This window comes from Chengkuizengella sp. SCS-71B (genome assembly GCF_040100845.1).
GTDB lineage: Bacteria > Bacillota > Bacilli > Paenibacillales > KCTC-33759 > Chengkuizengella.
Genome location: NZ_JAZHSH010000002.1, coordinates 1 through 15,048, shown reverse-complemented (window position 1 = coordinate 15,048; position 15,048 = coordinate 1). Strand labels below are relative to the sequence as shown.

At 35.8% G+C, this 15,048-nt stretch carries 16 protein-coding genes; all 16 read left to right on the top strand.

Going from position 1 to position 15,048, the window contains the following annotated elements; genetic code table 11:
• Positions 1–2 precede the first annotated feature (2 nt).
• Positions 3–1,292: a histidinol dehydrogenase gene (hisD, locus tag VQL36_RS20715; protein ID WP_349251269.1), complete on the top strand. Its 1,290-nt coding sequence runs from the start codon at positions 3–5 to the stop codon at positions 1,290–1,292.
• Positions 1,285–1,878: an imidazoleglycerol-phosphate dehydratase HisB gene (gene hisB / locus VQL36_RS20710; RefSeq protein WP_349251241.1), complete on the top strand. Its 594-nt coding sequence runs from the start codon at positions 1,285–1,287 to the stop codon at positions 1,876–1,878. The genes hisD and hisB overlap by 8 nt, the downstream gene beginning before the upstream one ends.
• A gap of 3 nt (positions 1,879–1,881) precedes the next feature.
• Positions 1,882–2,499 (top strand): imidazole glycerol phosphate synthase subunit HisH, encoded by a 618-nt coding sequence (gene hisH / locus VQL36_RS20705; protein ID WP_349251240.1) that lies wholly within the window; start codon positions 1,882–1,884, stop codon positions 2,497–2,499.
• Between the two features lie 28 nt (positions 2,500–2,527).
• Positions 2,528–3,259: a 1-(5-phosphoribosyl)-5-[(5-phosphoribosylamino)methylideneamino]imidazole-4-carboxamide isomerase gene (hisA, locus tag VQL36_RS20700; protein ID WP_349251268.1), complete on the top strand. Its 732-nt coding sequence runs from the start codon at positions 2,528–2,530 to the stop codon at positions 3,257–3,259.
• Between the two features lie 3 nt (positions 3,260–3,262).
• Positions 3,263–4,036: an imidazole glycerol phosphate synthase subunit HisF gene (hisF, locus tag VQL36_RS20695; RefSeq protein WP_349251267.1), complete on the top strand. Its 774-nt coding sequence runs from the start codon at positions 3,263–3,265 to the stop codon at positions 4,034–4,036.
• 14 nt (positions 4,037–4,050) lie between these two features.
• Positions 4,051–4,716 carry a bifunctional phosphoribosyl-AMP cyclohydrolase/phosphoribosyl-ATP diphosphatase HisIE gene (gene hisIE, locus VQL36_RS20690; protein ID WP_349251266.1) on the top strand — a complete coding sequence of 222 codons (666 nt, stop codon included), beginning with the start codon at positions 4,051–4,053 and terminating at the stop codon, positions 4,714–4,716.
• Positions 4,706–5,512 (top strand): histidinol-phosphatase HisJ, encoded by an 807-nt coding sequence (gene hisJ, locus VQL36_RS20685; protein ID WP_349251239.1) that lies wholly within the window; start codon positions 4,706–4,708, stop codon positions 5,510–5,512. Before hisIE ends, hisJ begins: the two co-directional genes overlap by 11 nt.
• Positions 5,513–5,530: 18 nt before the next feature.
• The gene (locus VQL36_RS20680) at positions 5,531–6,481 is read left to right on the top strand and encodes a ribose-phosphate pyrophosphokinase (RefSeq protein ID WP_349251238.1); all 951 of its coding nucleotides are present in this window, start codon (positions 5,531–5,533) and stop codon (positions 6,479–6,481) included.
• Positions 6,482–6,702: 221 nt separating this feature from the next.
• Positions 6,703–8,391, top strand: coding sequence for a tetratricopeptide repeat protein (locus tag VQL36_RS20675; RefSeq protein ID WP_349251237.1), 1,689 nt, complete (start codon positions 6,703–6,705; stop codon positions 8,389–8,391).
• A 99-nt stretch (positions 8,392–8,490) separates the two neighbouring features.
• Positions 8,491–9,444, top strand: a complete 954-nt coding sequence (gene trxB, locus VQL36_RS20670) for a thioredoxin-disulfide reductase (protein ID WP_349251236.1) — start codon at positions 8,491–8,493, stop codon at positions 9,442–9,444.
• 379 nt (positions 9,445–9,823) lie between these two features.
• Positions 9,824–10,774: an ROK family glucokinase gene (locus tag VQL36_RS20665; protein WP_349251235.1), complete on the top strand. Its 951-nt coding sequence runs from the start codon at positions 9,824–9,826 to the stop codon at positions 10,772–10,774.
• A gap of 23 nt (positions 10,775–10,797) precedes the next feature.
• On the top strand, positions 10,798–11,682 hold the full coding sequence (rapZ, locus tag VQL36_RS20660; RefSeq protein ID WP_349251234.1) for an RNase adapter RapZ: 885 nt from the start codon (positions 10,798–10,800) through the stop codon (positions 11,680–11,682).
• A gap of 15 nt (positions 11,683–11,697) precedes the next feature.
• Positions 11,698–12,675, top strand: a complete 978-nt coding sequence (locus VQL36_RS20655; RefSeq protein WP_349251233.1) for a YvcK family protein — start codon at positions 11,698–11,700, stop codon at positions 12,673–12,675.
• A gap of 5 nt (positions 12,676–12,680) precedes the next feature.
• The gene (gene whiA / locus VQL36_RS20650) at positions 12,681–13,607 is read left to right on the top strand and encodes a DNA-binding protein WhiA (RefSeq protein ID WP_349251232.1); all 927 of its coding nucleotides are present in this window, start codon (positions 12,681–12,683) and stop codon (positions 13,605–13,607) included.
• Positions 13,608–13,725: 118 nt separating this feature from the next.
• A complete protein-coding gene (locus VQL36_RS20645) occupies positions 13,726–13,995 on the top strand; it encodes an HPr family phosphocarrier protein (protein WP_162037945.1) in 270 nt (89 codons plus the stop codon).
• A gap of 272 nt (positions 13,996–14,267) precedes the next feature.
• Positions 14,268–15,017, top strand: a complete 750-nt coding sequence (locus VQL36_RS20640) for an SIMPL domain-containing protein (protein WP_349251231.1) — start codon at positions 14,268–14,270, stop codon at positions 15,015–15,017.
• Positions 15,018–15,048: the final 31 nt, after the last annotated feature.

Below are 15,048 nucleotides of genomic sequence, written 5' to 3'. Positions count from 1 at the left end.
TGATGAAAGTTTTACCTGCTAAACAATTTACTATAAATAAAAAAGTAGAATACGGCTCAGCGGAACAAAATAAAGCTGTACAAAATATTATTGAAACTATTATACGTGAAAAGGATGAAGCTTTAATTAGATTTACAGAGCAATTTGACGGTGTACAGAGTGTTAGGTTAAAAGTATCGAAACAAGAAATAGATGCGGCTTATGAACATGTAAATGATGAATTCCTAGTCGCTTTAAGGAAAGCCGCGGAAAACATAAAAGTTTTTCATGAAAAACAAAAGCGAAATTCTTGGATGGATCTTCAAGAGGATGGAAGTCTGTTGGGGCAAGTTATGCGACCTTTAAACAGAGTAGGCATTTATGTGCCTGGGGGAACAGCGGCTTATCCTTCATCTGTATTAATGAATGCGATACCAGCACAGGTTGCTGGTGTTAATGAAATTGTTATGGTAACACCTCCATCAACGAATGGGGAAGAAGGGATTAATCCATTTATTTTAGCAGCTGCTAAGGAGTTAGGCATCAAAGAAGTGTATCGTGTTGGTGGCGCGCAGTCGATTGCAGCTTTGGCATACGGTACGGAAACGATTCGACCTGTAGACAAGATCTGTGGTCCAGGCAACATTTATGTTGCATTGGCTAAACGAGAAGTATATGGGGTAGTTGATATCGATAGCATTGCTGGACCTACGGATATTACGATTTTAGCCGATCAATCAGCAGATGCTTCTTATGTAGCGGCTGATCTTTTATCTCAAGCTGAACATGATGAGATGTCTACTGCTATTTTAGTTACAAATTCCTCAAATCTAGCATTACATGTTCAAAAAGAGGTGGAGACTCAATTAAATGTTTTGCCGAGAAAAGAGATTGCAAGTAAATCTATCGAACAGAACGGTGTTATTTTAATCGTTGATCATATTGAGGAAGGGATTAAGGTTGTTAATGAATTGGCTCCAGAGCATTTAGAAATCATGATGGATGAGCCAATGAGCATTTTAGGAAAGATTGAAAATGCTGGAGCGATCTTCCTTGGCAGATATAGTGCTGAACCTGTAGGTGATTATTTTGCAGGACCGAATCATATTTTACCCACAAACGGAACCGCTCGATTTTCTTCTCCTTTAAATGTAGATGATTTTTTGAAGAAATCAAGTGTTATTTATTATAGCAAGAATGCGATTTTACAAAATGGTGAATATATTATGCAGCTTGCTAGACAAGAGGGTTTTGAAGGACATGCTAGATCAATTCAAATTCGTTTAGAAAAGGAAGGAAACCTTGATGGATAACAATCGTAATGCAGAAATCAAAAGGAAAACAAATGAAACGGATATTTCACTCCAATTCACAATAGACGGTACTGGAAAAACGAAAATTGAAACGGATGTCCCTTTTTTAAATCATATGTTGGATCTGTTCACAAAACATGGACAATTTGATTTATACGTAAAGGCTAAAGGTGATATAGAAATTGATGATCATCACACTGTTGAAGATATTGGGATATGTTTAGGTCAAGCGTTATACAACGCACTTGGAGATAAAAAGGGAATTAAAAGGTATGCAAGTGTTTTTGTTCCGATGGATGAAGCTTTAGCACAAGTGATTATTGATGTTAGCAACCGTCCACACTTTGAATATCGTGCTGAGTATCCCTCTAATTTAGTTGGAGGTTTTTCTACAGAGTTAGTTCATGAATTTTTATGGAAGTTTGCTCTTGAAGCTAGATTAACATTACACGTTATTGTGCATTATGGACATAACACACACCATATGATTGAAGCTGTGTTTAAAGCACTTGGGCGAGCATTGGATGAAGCAACTGCAATTGATTCACGTGTGCAAGGAGTTCCCTCAACGAAAGGGGTGTTGTAACCATTGATCGCAATCATTGACTATGGTATGGGCAATTTACACAGTGTAAGTAAAGCAGTAGAAAGGTTAGGATATATCGCTCTGATTACTTCTAGTGAACAAGAGATTCTTGATGCTGATGGAGCTATTTTACCTGGGGTCGGGGCATTTGGAGATGCAATGGAACAATTAAAACAAACCGGACTTCAAGAGGTTTTATATAAGTTTGTCCAGACTGGAAAACCTCTATTGGGTATTTGTTTAGGTATGCAGCTTCTTTTTTCAAGCAGTGAAGAATATGGAGAACACGAGGGTTTGAATTTGTTGCCTGGTCGAGTGACTCGTTTTCAAGGTGATTATAAGATTCCGCATATGGGCTGGAATCATTTGAATGTTAAAGTGAAGCATCCATTATTTGATGGTTTAGAGGCAGGTCATGTTTATTTTGTGCATTCTTTCCATGTTCAGCTTGATCAACCCACCGATTTGTTAGCAACGACAGATTACTTTCAAGAGGTTACAGCGATTGTAGGAAGAGAGAATGTGTACGGAATGCAGTTTCACCCTGAAAAAAGTGGAATCATTGGAATAAAATTATTAAGTAACTTTTTGAAAAAGACGGAAATATCTGTTTTGAATTAAAGATAAAGTTATGGGAGGAACGATCATGTTGTCATCATTTACAATTTATCCAGCAATCGATATTTTAGACGGAAAATGTGTACGATTAGTGCAGGGAGACTATAATCAAGAAACGGTATATCATCAAAGTCCAGTTGATGTTGCAAAAACTTGGGAGAAGCAAGGTGCATCATGGATTCATGTTGTAGATTTAGATGGTGCTAAAGCGGGTTATCCTGTGAATGAAAATATTATTGGAGAAATTGCCTCTGCAGTAAACGTGCCTATTCAAGTGGGTGGAGGCATACGCTCAATAGAAAGTATAAAACAACTATTAAAATGTAGTGTATCAAGAGTCATTATTGGAACGGCTGCCATTGAAGATCGTGATTTTGTTGAAGAAGTATTAGAACAATATGGAGACAAAATAGCAATAGGAATTGATGCAAGGGATGGATATGTTGCCACTCGAGGTTGGTTGGAAACATCTAAAGTGAAAGCAGATGAATTAGCACATCAATTAGCACAAAAAGGAGCAAAAACGTTTATTTTTACGGACATATCTAGAGATGGGATGATGCAAGGACCGAATGTAGAGTCCATCGTTAAGCTGGCTAAATCTTCAGGACAATCTGTTATTGCTTCAGGGGGGGTAAGTGATATAAGTGACTTAAAGAAATTAGCGGTTCATAAACAGGATGGCGTAATAGGTGCAATTATAGGAAAGGCACTATATACGAATAAAATCCATTTGACAAAAGCGATAGAGGAAGGATTTTAAATGATGTTAGCAAAACGAATTATCCCATGTTTAGATGTGAAAGATGGTCGTGTGGTGAAAGGAGTTAATTTTGTTAATTTACAAGATGCCGGTGATCCAGTTGAACTAGCAGAAATATATGATAAAGAAGGTGCTGATGAACTCGTTTTTTTAGATATATCTGCATCCGTTGAAGGACGTGCAACAATGGTAGAGGTTGTTAAACAAACGGCAGGTGAGATTGCTATTCCCTTTACAGTAGGTGGGGGCATTCGTAGTGTAGAAGATATGAAGAAATTGCTTAGAGCAGGAGCTGATAAGATCGGGATAAATACTGCAGCTATTCAAAATCCTGCACTAGTTTCAGAAGGAGCTCGTAAATTTGGGTCACAGTGTATCGTTGTAGCTATCGATGCGAAGTATAATGTTAATTGGAAAGATTGGGAGATTTATACACATGGAGGAAGAAATGCTACAGGTATTAAAGTCTTATTTTGGGCCCAAAAAGTTGCAAACTTAGGTGCTGGTGAAATTTTATTGACAAGTATGGATACGGATGGCACAAAAGATGGATTTGATATACAATTAACAAGGGCAGTTTCAGATCTTGTGAGTATTCCTGTCATTGCATCAGGTGGTGCAGGCAAATCTGAGCATTTTTATGATGTTTTTTCTCAAGGTAGGGCAGATGCTGGACTTGCTGCTTCCATTTTTCATTATAAAGAATTATCCATTAATAATGTAAAACAAGAGTTAAAGGAAAAAGGGGTGGAAGTACGTTGGCAAAGCAATACTTAAAAGCGTCTGATCCTATGATTGAACAAACTTTAAATGATGTATTAGACAGAATAACCTGGGATGATCAAGGTTTAGTTCCTGCTATTGTTCAAGATCAAAGCAGCAAAGATGTATTAATGGTGGCTTATATGAATAAAGAATCATTAAAGTTGTCATTGGAAACAAGAGAAACTTGGTTTTGGAGTAGGTCACGTCAAAAGCTATGGCACAAAGGGGAGACATCTGGTCATACTCAATCCATAGTAAAGATGAAATATGACTGTGATGCAGACACCTTGTTAGTGTTTGTCAATCAAAAAGGTCCCGCATGCCATACAGGAGAACAAAGCTGCTTTTTTAATGAAGTTGCTTTTTCAAAGTCAGATGATGATGTACCAAAAGATTATGAGGTAAATGATTTTAATATATTAGCTGTATTAGAATCTATAATTGCAAAAAGATATGAGGAAAGAACTGAAGGTGCATATACGACTTATTTATTTGAAAAAGGAATCGATAAAATTCTTAAAAAAGTCGGTGAAGAGACTGCAGAGGTCATCATTGCAGCTAAAAATAAAGATAATGTAGAATTGACCTACGAGGTAAGTGACTTAATGTTTCACCTTATGGTATTGTTGAAAGATAGAGATTTACCAATTAAAAATATAATGAAGGAGTTAGAGAAGCGTCATGTTAATTGATTATCATACACATCATGAGCGCTGTGGACATGCTTCTGGTTCCTTAGAGGATTACGTAAAAAAAGGCATTGAGATCGGTTTGCAGCAGTTGGGCTTATCGGATCATATGCCTTTAATTCATGTAGACCCAAAAACGTATTTACCGGGAATGGCTATGCCTGCAGATGAACTTCCTAAATATGTCGAAGAATGTTTTTTATTGAAGGAAAAATATAAAGATCAAATTGATATTAAAATAGGACTTGAGGCAGATTATATTGAAGGGTACGAAACTGAAATTGAAAAAATCATTTCTTCCTACTCATGGGACTATGTCATTGGTTCTGTTCATTTTTTAGGAGAATGGGATATTTCAGATTCCCGGCAACTAGATCATTGGGAAAGTCGAGATGTGGATAAAGTGTTTGTTCAATATTATGATGCTGTCCAAAAAGCGGTGAAAACAGGCCTCTATGACTACATTGGTCATATAGATGTGATAAAAAGGTTTGGTCAGAAGCCAAAAAGTGATATGATAGAGATGGAGAGGCAAACGTTAAATCTAATTAAGGAACATGATTTAGCGATAGAATTAAATGCCTCTGGTTTACGCATGCCCGTTGAAGAAATGTTTCCAAGTAAACGCATGCTCATCGAATCTCATAAACTTGGCATTCCTTTAACGATTGGCTCAGATGCACACAAACCAGAGCAGCTTGGTTTGTATCTAGACCAAGCGCGAAATTTGTTGAAAAAAATAGGTTTTACACAGTTGGCTACGTATGATCAACGTAAGCGGATCATGGTATGTTTATAAATTTTCAGGAGGTAAATCATGAATTATGAATGTGTGAAAGTATTCACAGGATCTGCCAATCCTCAGCTGGCACAACAAATATGTAATAATCTTGGAAAATCATTAGGAAAAATTAAAGTTTCCCGATTTAAAAGCGGTGAGATTTATGTCCATTTCGAAGAGTCTATTCGTAATTGTGATGTATTTCTCGTTCAATCCATTTCACACCCGATTAATGAACATTTGATGGAACTTCTTGTAATGATTGATGCTGCAAAAAGAGCATCTGCAAGAACTATCCAAGTTGTCCTGCCATATTATGGATATGCTCGTCAAGAAAGGAAAGCAGCACCACGTGAGCCTATATCTGCAAAGTTAGTTGCAGACTTATTAACTACGGCAGGGACTAGTCGCGTCATTACAATTGATTTACATGCTCCTGCAATCCAAGGATTTTTCAATATCCCAGTGGATCATTTAACAGCATTGGATCATATCACGCACTATTTAAAAGCACAAAATATTGAAAATCCAATCGTCGTTTCTCCTGATGCAGGTAGAGCATCCACTGCAGAAAAGTTGGCTAATTATTTAGACTCGCCTTTTGCGATCATGATCAAAAAACGCCCTGCGCATAATGAATCTGTGATTACACATATTATTGGGGATGTTAAAGGGCAAACGCCTATTATTATTGAAGATATGATTGATACTGGAACTACCATTGTCAATGTAGTAGAAGGTTTAAAAGAAAAAGGAGCCAATGATGTTTATGTCTGTGCAACACACCCAGTATTCTCTGGTCCAGCCTTAGAACGGTTAGACCATCCTAATATAAAAGAGATTGTAGTGACTGACTCCATAGCATTGCCAGAAGATCATCCAACTAAATTTAAAGTGATCTCAATGGCAGGGTTACTTGCGGACGCTATAAAAATTATTATGGAGGGTGGCTCCATCAGTACATTGTTTAAGTCAGGTGGAGTTTAAACCTTAGAGGTTATTCATCTACATGATTTGAGGTTGTCTTACAGATCATAATATTTAATAATCCCCCAAAGGTAGAGAAAAAGGGCTTTCCTTTCTTATTTACTTTTTGGGGGTTTTGATATAAACGTTACTTTTTTAGGTAGTTAAGATGTGTTATACTTTGTTTGATTCTTACTTATAAAGGTTATATGAACCTTACTTATATGGAGGTGCCTACAGACATGCAAAGAAAAAGAACAGTGGTTGGAAGGGATAAAACGAATATTGTATCACTAAGCATGAATGCCACATTCTTTTACGAAAAAGCTGTCCATTTTTTGGATCGTTACCAGTATAGTAAGGCACTAAAATATTTTAGGAGAGCTATGGAACTTGAACCGGAAAATCCGGTTAATCATGCTAACTTGGCTGGTGTATATTCTGAAATAGGCGATTATAGAGAATCGAATAAAATTTTAAAAAAGGTACTCGATGAAGTGGATCCTTCCATGACAGAGTGTCATTTTTATATGGCCAATAATTATATGAATATGGATTTATTTGAATCAGCTGAAGAGGCACTTGTATCTTATTTAGAAAAAGATGTTGAGGGACAATTTTTAGAAGAAAGTGATGAGATGATTGAACTTCTAAGCATTGAACTCAATCGAGAAATTCCAATTAAAAAATTGAAATCAAAAGAAAAGTTTTTTGATCACGATCGTGCAAGGCTTTTATTAGAAGAGGGCAAATGTTCGGAGGCAATTCATCTTTTAGAAAAAATTATCAAAAAATATCCAGACTTTGTAGCAGCCCAGAATAACCTAGCCTTAGCATATTATTATATAGGTGACTATGAAAGAACTTCCAAGCACATTGAAGAGGTTTTAAAGGTTGATCCAGGGAACTTACATGCTTTATGTAATTTAGCGATATATTATAGACAAATACAAGATGAGGAGAAATTATCCGAACTCTTGCAATTGTTAAGCAAAACGTATCCGTATCTTCCAGATCAGCTTTACAAACTTGCAATGACATTGGGACTATTAGGCAATCACGAAATGGCATACCATCATTTCTTAAGATTAATAAAAACAGGAGATGAGGTTGTTGAGCCGTCGCTGTATCATTACGCAGCTGTTGCCGCCTTTAATACGAAAAAGTATGAGAAAGCATTACGTCTTTGGAAACAAGCAAAAAGTATAGACGGTAAAGATACCGTTCCCAACTTTTTTATTGAAGAATTTGATACATTAATAACAGATCAAGAAATGATGTTAAGCTATCATTACTTTTTGCCATTTGAAGAGCATTTTCATATGCTTGGGAAGTGGAAGGAAAATGTATTAAATGAGTGGAATACAAATCATATCGTTCAAACTTCACTAAAATGGGGTTTGTTTCATGGTACGACGACAAATAAACTTCAAGTTTTGGAAATCATAAGCTATATTCAGAATAAAGATGTAGAGAAGTTATTAAGGAAATTTCTTTTAGAGCCAGATGAAAAAGATAAACTTAAAAGAATTGCTGTTTTTTTACTTCGAACTATGAAAGCTTCAGAACCCTACGAAATGGTATCAAATGGAGAAAAACTAAATATAGATTTATTGCCTCTTTCCAATAAACTCATGAGTTGGGATGAGAAGTGGCACTTGATTATTGAAGAGGCTTTAATAAACATGGAAGATCGATATGACTTACAGCAGAAATATGAACTATATACACTTTGGGTTAATTTCCTAACCATGAAATATCCAAATGTACCTAATATAAATAAACCAAATGGCTGGTCTGCAGCACTTGAGTATATAATCGCAAAAATGTACAATGTTGAACTTACCTATCGTGAAGTCTCGGAGATATATCAAATATCCGTGTCCACGATAAGAAAAAATGTGGAATTAATAAAAAATAATGTTTTGTAATATAAATTACTTTATTTTTTTGTTTTTTACTTTATAATGATTATTAGATAATATTAATTATAAAATATTGAAATAATTAACGAGTTGGGAGGAATTTTCATGTATAAATCAGTTGTTGTAGGAACAGGACCATCAGGATTAACTGCTGCTATCTATTTAGCTCGTGCAAATCTTGAGCCTTTAGTGATAGAAGGACCGGAACCAGGGGGACAGTTAACAATCACCACAGATGTAGAAAACTTTCCTGGCTTCCCGGATGGAATTATGGGACCTGAATTAATGGATAACATGCGTAAACAAGCCGAAAGATTTGGTGCTACGTTCAAAACGGGATGGGTGAATAAAATAGATGACTCCAAACGTCCTTTTAAATTATTCTTAGAAGGGTCAGAGGAAGTTGAGGCACAATCTGTCATTATTTCTACAGGTGCATCTGCTAAATTATTGGGAATCCCAGGTGAATCAGAAAATATGGGACGTGGGGTAAGTGCATGTGCAACTTGTGACGGATTTTTCTTTAGAGGTAAGAAAGTCATCGTAATTGGTGGAGGGGACTCCGCAATGGAGGAAGCGAACTTCCTTACTAAGTTTGCTACGGATGTGAAGGTTGTCCATCGTAGAAATGAATTACGTGCTTCTAAAATTATGCAGGATCGTGCACGTCAGAACGAGAAGGTAAGTTGGGCATTAAATAAAACACCGATTGAAGTTGTAGCTGGAGACAATGGTGTAACAGGGTTAAAGGTCAAAGATAATGAAACGGGACAAGAAGAAATTATTGAAACTGACGGTATTTTTGTTGCCATAGGCCATCGCCCAAATACTGGGTTTTTAAAAGGAGTTTTAGATACAGACGAAGTAGGGTATATTCAAGTAAAACCAGGCACAACACAAACGAATGTAGAAGGTATTTTTGCTTGTGGAGATGTTCAAGACAAAATTTATCGTCAAGCAATTACCGCTGCAGGATCAGGATGTATGGCTGCATTAGATGCAGAGAAGTTTTTAGAAGAAAGTGCAGTTCACGACTGGAGCCAAACGCTAGGCAGTTAAAATATCAACCACTTTCCTGTTTACAAAAAAGTAAAAGTAATTAGAAAACTCGCCAATTGGCGAGTTTTCTGTTTGCTTAAAAATAATAGAACATTGTCGGAATAAATCGGCTTATGACTATAGGTTGATAATTGCTTAATGGTAATATAAACCATTGTATTTTGCTGCAGATAAGTGTCTTGACCTTGTCATAAGCATAGCTTATAGTGAAGGTTAAAAGGTTATTCATTGATGGAGACGCTCTATATCGTTTAAAAAGTCCCCTTTTTTTCATTATATGATGTCAGCGAAGATAAGTTGAACATTGTCATTGGTGCTGAAAATGGAACTTTTTAGATGAGGATAAGTTAAATTTAATAAAAAATTAGAGGTGTAAAAAATGTCAGAGCAGATTTATATAGGAATAGATCTTGGAGGTACAACCGTAAAAGTTGGTATATGTGATAGTAAGGGGAAGCTAATTCAAACTTATGAAGGCCCTACAGAATCTGAAGGGGGTTATGAACAAGTTACAGACAATATCACAACCTATGTAAAAAAAATTGTTGAAGATTCTACTTTTAGCTGGGACAATGTAGCTGGTATAGGAGCGGGTATTGCAGGATTTGTGGACAAAAATGGATTAGTGAAAAGAGCAGCTAATTTAGGCTGGGACAATGTTCAAGTGAAGGAAATTTTAGAGGAGAAAACCGGAAAGCCAGTCACTGTAAATAATGATGCAAATGTTGCGGCGCTAGGGGAAGTTTGGAGTGGCGCTGGCGTAGGTGTTTCAGATGTCATTTGTTATACGTTAGGCACAGGTGTTGGTGGTGGTATTATTATAGAAAATAAAATACATCAAGGATTCAATGGAATGGCTGGAGAAATCGGGCATATGTCAGTTGTTCCCGATTTGGAAGCTATTCAATGTGGTTGCGGTCAAAAAGGATGTCTTGAAACAGTATCTTCGGCTACAGGGATTATTCGTATGGCTAAAGATGCAGTAGAGAGAGGAGAGAGAACGTCATTATCATTGCTTGACAATATTACTGCAAAGGACGTTTTTGATGCAGCAAGAGTAAATGACGAGGTCTCCATTCGAATTGTAAAGAGAGCGGCTTATTATTTAGGAAGATCAATGTCCATGTTGGCGTTTGTGTTAAATCCGCAAAGGTTTATTGTTGGAGGAGGGGTTTCTAAAGCAGGGGATATTTTATTTGATCAAATAAGAGAGAATTTTGAGAAATTCACTCCAGATGCGATAAAAGAAGGAGTGGATATCGTCCCTGCTACATTAGGAAATGATGCGGGTATCGTTGGCGCTGCAGGTTTGAATTTATTTAAAGTTTAAACTTACCACAAGGGGGAGAAATCATGGAGAGCTCCAATCATATAGCTAAATTAGTGATTGTAACGGGGATGTCGGGTGCAGGTAAAACTGTGGCTGTTCAATGTTTAGAAGACTTGGGTTTTTTCTGTGTAGATAATTTACCACCGGTATTAATTCCCAAGTTTGCTGATTTGATCGAACAATCAAATGGTAGAATTGGTAAAGTGGCGTTAGTTATCGATTTAAGAGGAAGAGAGTTTTTTGAAGCATTATCTGACTCTCTTAAATATATAAAAAACAATTACACAATAAAGTGTGAAATCCTGTTTTTAGATGCTACAGACTCTGTGCTTGTGCAAAGATATAAAGAAAGTCGCAGACGTCATCCATTGGCGGCAGAAGGACTACCATTAGATGGTATTCAGTTAGAACGTAAATTGCTTGAGGAATTAAAAGGTTCATCCACCTTAGTTGTGGATACGAGCCATTTAAAATTGGCAGAACTTAAGCAAAAAATCTCATCTAGTTTTACAGAAAACGAACAAAATGGAATCCATATAAATGTAATGTCGTTTGGCTTTAAATACGGAACACCTATTGATGCAGACTTAATTTTTGATGTTCGTTTCTTACCTAATCCACATTATATTGAACATCTTAGACCGCATACTGGGAAAGATACTGAGGTTTATGATTATGTTATGAAGTGGGGCGACACACAAACCTTTTTAACGAAATTATTAGATTTACTACATTTCCTGATCCCACAATATATCAAGGAAGGCAAAAGTCAAATTGTGATAGGAATTGGATGTACAGGTGGTAAACATAGATCTGTTGCTATTGCTGAATATTTGGGGAAAATGATCGGCAATAGTGAGCCAGAAGTAATTAGAGTGAGCCACAGAGATTCAGATAGAGATCATTAATTGGAGGGAGCTTAAATGGATAGTAACTTAGAGCTTCCTAAAATTGTAGTCATAGGTGGCGGTACTGGTCTTTCTGTTATGTTAAGAGGTTTGAAAAAGAAACCGTTGGATATTACAGCTATTGTCACTGTAGCTGATGATGGTGGTAGTTCAGGTATTCTAAGAACTGAGCTGCAAATTCCTCCACCAGGTGATATTAGAAATGTTATAACAGCCTTAGCAGATGCTGAACCTATACTATCTCAAGTTTTATCTCATCGCTTTACAAGTGGGACTGGACTTGCTGGTCATAGTGTGGGTAATTTAATTCTTGCAGCGATGACAGATATTACAGGTGACTTTGTTACGGGAATAAAAGAATTAAGTAGGGTATTAGCTGTTAGAGGTAGAGTTTTACCTGCTTCAGGTCAGGCTATTGTTTTAAAAGCTGAGATGGAAGACGGTAGTATTATTGTAGGGGAATCTCAAATCCCAAAAATGGGTAAAAAGATAAAGAAGGTTTTTATTGAAAAAAATGAAGTTACACCTTTATTGGAAGCAATAGAAGCGATTAAGGAAGCAGATGCCATTTTGATTGGACCAGGAAGCTTATATACTAGCATCATTCCTAATTTATTAGTTCCGCAAATAGCGGATACGATTGATCAATCTTCTGCTGTTAAAATATATGTCAGCAATGTAATGACGCAACCAGGAGAAACAGATAATTATACCGTGAATGACCATTTACAAGCGATTTATCAACATATCGGACATCATATTTTTGATTATGTCATTGTAAACAATGAAGATATTCCATCACATGTTCAACAAAAGTATGCAGAAAAAGGAGCCATACCAGTAAAAGTAGATATAGATGAGATTTTAAAAAATGGTTTTGAAGTCATATCTGACGACTTGGTATTATATCGAACTTATTTAAGGCATAATGCTGAAAAACTGAGCATGCATATTTATCAATTAGTTGAACGTGGGATGTTAAGGAAGAGGTGATTCGTTTGTCCTTTGCGGCACAAACGAAAAAAGAACTAACGATGATTGAAGTGGATCGCTGCTGTGCGATGGCTGAGCTTTCCGCATTAATTCGTATGAATGGAACGATTAAAATAACCAATCAGAGAGTGGTTTTGGATATTTTAACTGAGAATGCAGCTATCGCTAGGAGAATGTATTCTTTAATAAAAAAACAATTTAACATTCATACTGAAATTTTAGTTCAAAAAAAAATGCGGTTGAAGAAAAATAATGTATATATTGTTAGAATACCTGATCAAGTCCAGCCATTATTGTCTGAGTTGAGAATTGTCTCAGAAGGCTTTATATTTAAAACGAACATTGATCAAAAAATCATTCAAGATACATGCTGTAAAAGAGCATACTTAAGAGGTGCTTTCCTTGCAGCAGGGTCAGTTAATAATCCAGAAGGTTCTTCGTATCATTTAGAAATTGCTTCGATGTATGAGGACCATTGTAATGCACTTTGTGATCTAGCGAATGAATTTGATTTAAACGCTAGATGTATTGAAAGGAAAAAAGGCTTTATTTTTTACATCAAAGAAGGGGAGAAGATCATTCATTTGTTAAATATAATCGGAGCTCATCAAGCTTTGCTCAAATTTGAAGATGTTCGGATTATGAGAGATATGCGGAATTCAGTGAACAGGTTGGTGAACTGTGAGACAGCTAATCTTAATAAAACAATTGGCGCTGCGATGAGACAAATAGATAATATCAAGTTAATTCAAGATACAATGGGTCTCGATCATTTACCAGATAAATTGAGGGAAGTAGCTGAACTGAGATTACAACATCCAGATTTAAACTTAACAGAGTTAGGTGAGCTATTAAAAGATAAAGTGAGTAAATCAGGAGTGAATCATCGGTTAAGGAAAATTGATAAGATAGCAGATCAGATTCGAAATTGATCAAGTAATAGATTACCTCTCAGAGGCATTCAATAAGGTTTTTCTTTATAGAATTAAAACATTAATAATGGTATAATATAAATATTTATAGAAGTAGTATAGGGGGGTATTGAAGTTAATGGTAAATCACCCAGTCGTTGTAAAATTGAAAACAGGACTTCATGCAAGACCAGCCGCATTGTTTGTACAAGAAGCTAATAAGTTTTCTTCAGAAATCTTTGTAGAAAAAGATGATAAAAAAGTAAATGCAAAAAGTATTATGGGAATTATGAGTTTAGCTATTAGTTCAGGTACGGAAATTAATATTAGTGCTGAAGGTTCTGATGCAGAACTAGCTGTAAACGCTCTAGTTGATTTATGCAGTAAGGAAGAATTAGAAACTCAGTAATAAATTATAAACAATGCTAGCCAGTATTTAACTTCTTAGGAAGCTTGAATGCTGGTTCTTTATTTTCTTTATACATATTAGATATTGTTTTTAATTTTATTTTATGAAAAACTGCAACCTTTTATTTCCACAAATCGTCTATTTGTTTGAGAGCCTTAAAAAGAAGGAGATGTTATTTTGCAAATTACGAATGTTAGTGTACAACATGAATTTTGTAGCATAATTTTAAAAAATAAGATAAAAGTTTATATCTAAAGAAGGAGAGAATAATGATGCAAATCACAAAAAAAACAATTTCAATTACTTTATTAAGTGTATTGTTAGCTGCAGCAGCTTGGATTGGTTTTTTACAAAACTCAGATGTAAAAGGGAATGTATTGGCACAGGAAGGACAAAAGAATAATACAATTACGGTGACAGGCAACGGAGAAATTATGGTAGAGCCTGACGTAGCTTATGTTCATGTTACAGTTGAAACTAAAGCAGATACAGCTAAAAAATCACAAGATGCAAATGCTAAAAGTATGGAAACTGTTGACAAGATGTTATATGACACTTATAAATTTGATAAAAAAGATGTAAAAACAACAAGTTTTAATGTATATCCTGAATATCAGTATATGCAGGATGAAGCTCCAAAACTATTAGGTTATAAAACGACCCATAGTGTACAAATCACATATAGAGAGATTGATGAGATAGGAAAGTTAGTAGATGATTTGACTAAAGCTGGTGTAAACCGTGTGGATAATATTCAGTTCGGAACAGAAAAATCAGATGAATATGAATTGCAAGCGATCGAAAAAGCCATGGCAAATGCAAAAGAAAAAGCAACGGTGATTGCGAAAACGGATAATAGATCGATAAAAGGAATAGTAAATGTGGTTCAAGGTCAAGGTGTATCTATCAGTCCTTATGGTGGTGCTACTGCTAAATTATATGCTGCTGAAGACTCAGTCACCTCAATATCAACTGGTCAGATTAGTATTACAACACAAGTAACAGTACAATACGACTTTTAAATTACCCTAAAAAGTGAAGAGTGAATTAAAC